Origin of the sequence: Sulfoacidibacillus thermotolerans (assembly GCF_003144315.1) — a bacterium.
In the GTDB taxonomy this organism is placed as follows: domain Bacteria; phylum Bacillota; class Bacilli; order Alicyclobacillales; family SLC66; genus Sulfoacidibacillus; species Sulfoacidibacillus thermotolerans.
On sequence record NZ_MPDK01000059.1, the window covers coordinates 1 to 2,966 of the forward strand.

Genomic DNA, 2,966 nt, shown 5'->3' on the forward strand with positions numbered 1-2,966 from the left:
CCGCCGTATGCGGACCCGCATGTACGGTGGTGTGAGAGGTCGGGGGCTAGCCGCCCCCTCCTACTCGATCAACGTTCATCAAAACCCCTCCTTAGAATTTATGATTGGTTTGCAGAGGTTGTATTTTCAATCTGGGCAAAGCGCTCCTGCGCATCTGCTACTAAGTTTCTGATGCGTTTTTCAGGTACGGTGAGGATGGCTCCATCTCGCATCACCTCCTTGCCAGCGATGACGACGCGTCTGATTGCTGTCGGCTGCATGCTATAGACGATGTGTGCGGGTAAGAGTTCGGGGGAGAAAGGTTGCAAAGACAGGTCAGTCAGATCGAGTGCTACAAAATCTGCAGCGTATGCTGGTGCGATCTTCCCTGTCTGCAAGCGCAAAATTTCTGCGCCGTTACGTGTACCCATAGTGAGTGTATCGAGGGCGCCAAGGGCTGTGGCGTCGAGGCGATGCACTTTTTGTAAAAGTGCTGTCATGCGCATCTCTTCAAAGACGCTGATGCGATTGTTGCTGCAACCTCCGTCAGTTCCTAGCGCAATGCGCACGCCAGCTTGTAATAACTCGGGAATCTTGGTCACTCCGTCGGCTAAAAACATGTTGCTTGATGGGCAGTATGCAAGGGACGCTTTGCGTGCGCCAAGTAGATCAATTTCTGATTGTTCAAGCCACACAAGGTGAATGGCGAGTAAAGATTCGTCTACGACGCCCAGTTGATCGAGATAATGGATAGGGCGTGCTCCATAGTCACGTAAAATGTCATTGACTTCGAACATTTCTTCTGCAACGTGAATGTGAAAGGGGACATCTAATTCTTTTGCTAAGTGGTGGCCAGCCTGAATCATTTCTGGTGAAGCAGCATGCGGACTATGTGGTGCAGGGTGTATGGTTAAACGGGGATGGGCGGCATAGCGCTTGGCAAGTGTTCGAGTGCGTGTGACAGCGTCAGCCACGGTTTCACGGTAGGAAAACGGCGCACCGTCCCAGTCGTACATGGTACGCGCCATGACAAAGCGGATTCCTAGGTCATCGGCAGCTTTCAGAATCGCCTCGTCATTCTCGATTCCATTGCCATGCACATAGAAAAAGTCTGCGACCGTCGTTACTCCATATTTTAGCATTTCACCGAATGCGAGTAAGGCGCCAGCATACAGCGTCTGCGCATCTAGCGCTGGAGTGTATTTATAGAGTGCTTGATCACGCCACACGAGAAAAGGTTCATCCGTTGCGATCCCGCGCAATAGGCTTTGAAAAGAGTGATTATGGGCGTTGATGGTGCCTGGAAAGAGCGCATACCCTGACCAATCTTCGATGATGGCCTCTGGATAGCGAGAACATAAAACAGCAAAAGATCCGATGTCGAGGATATGATCTCCCTGCACAGCAAGCGCCTGATCTTTGTGAAAGCGATCGTCGATGAAAGTGTATTCTGCTTTATAAATGGTAATCATGGTCTCTGTCCTTTCAATTGATCTAGAGGAGCTATACTGCGATTTAGAGCTGATCTAATTGCACCACCGCTTCAAGCAGCACTTGCAAGGCGGTTTCTATATCTTCGAATCTAGTAAATTCTTCGTTGCAGTGACTCTTCCCCCCGATACTTGGAACAAACAGCATTCCTGCGCGCGTGAAACTTGCAATGTGTGTAGCATCATGTCCCGCCATGCTAAAAAGCGGTTTACTGGGGATAGATTGATGATTTGCTGTGCGTAAAAACAGTTCGATCAGATCTTCGGACAGCAGTTGCGGGGCTTGGTCAAGGATGACGCGCCGCGTGATCGCAACGCCGCGCTCCTTTGCAATCGCGGCGACTTTTTTTCCAAAGGTATGTGCTGTAGCATGGATATTTGCTGTGGTGGCACCCCGAATCTCGACGTGTAGTTCACAGCTGCCAGGGATTATATTTGCCGCATTTGGTGAAATGACAAAGTGGCCGACTGTACCTACAAGATCGTCTGAAGCAGCGGATGCCACAAGTTCTTCAAGTGCGAGTGCGACTTGTGCACCTGCTAAGAGCGCGTCGTGACGATCTTGCATCATGGTGGTACCCGCGTGGTTAGCCTCTCCGACGATCGTGATTTGCTCGCGATAAATTCCGCAAATTCCCGTCACGACACCAAGGGGGATCTTTGCTTGTTCAAGGCGGCGCCCCTGTTCGATGTGTAACTCAAGAAAAGCAAAGAGATCTTGTGCTGATTTTTGTGCTTCTGAGACGCGTAAAAGGTTGCCACCTGCAGCTGTTATAGCCATAGATAAAGGCCGATTTTGATCATCTGTGGTCTGCAACAGTTGCTCTTTACTAAGTTTTCCGGCAACAGTTCGACTTCCTAGTGTGGACAGGTTAAAAGGATTCGGTTCTTCGGCTGTAAAAGACACAAAAGCGAGTGGATGCCGATTGGGATAGTCAGATTCGATGAGCGTCTGAATCACTTCTAATGCGACAAGAATGCCAAGTGGTCCATCGAATCGTCCCCCATGAGGAACCGAATCGTGATGGGAACCGAGTGCAATTGCCGGAAGATTCTGTCTCCCCTTGTGGATGCCCCAAATGTTTGCAATAGGATCAGTTGAAACCTCAAGTCCAACTTCCTCGCGAGCGAGTTGTATCAGATACTTGCGCAATTCGAGGTCAGCGATGCTGCCAAATGGGCGATTGACCCCCCCATCTCCTGTCGAACCTATTTCTGACATCCGTTCAAAGCGCGCTTTGAAGCGTTCCATATGACATTTTTGTAGTGCGATGGCCATGGAAATCTCTCCCTAATCTGTGGTGAAATACACCTTTTTTGTTTGATCGTGTTGTTCCAAATGAGCAAGTCGGGTTTGACTTTGTTCCGCCGTTTGCTTGGCCACTTCGCGAACAAGGAGATTTAGCGCAGTAATTGGTGCGGCATAAGAGTCAAACAGCGAGGCTGTCGTCACTGGCACAGCGAGCGTGAGGTCCGCATAACGTGCGAGTGGGGAAC

2 protein-coding genes and 1 pseudogene are annotated in these 2,966 nt (G+C 50.0%); all 3 read right to left on the reverse strand.

Annotated elements, in window-relative coordinates; all coding sequences use genetic code 11:
- Positions 1–98 precede the first annotated feature (98 nt).
- Positions 99–1,451: an amidohydrolase family protein gene (locus tag BM613_RS14120; protein WP_109431804.1), complete on the reverse strand. Its 1,353-nt coding sequence runs from the start codon at positions 1,449–1,451 to the stop codon at positions 99–101.
- Positions 1,452–1,494: 43 nt separating this feature from the next.
- Complete coding sequence (locus tag BM613_RS14125; RefSeq protein WP_109431805.1) at positions 1,495–2,748, reverse strand: M20 family metallo-hydrolase; 1,254 nt, start codon at positions 2,746–2,748, stop codon at positions 1,495–1,497.
- A gap of 12 nt (positions 2,749–2,760) precedes the next feature.
- Positions 2,761–2,966: pseudogene (locus tag BM613_RS15240) on the reverse strand (transcriptional regulator, RpiR family protein); the annotation flags it as partial.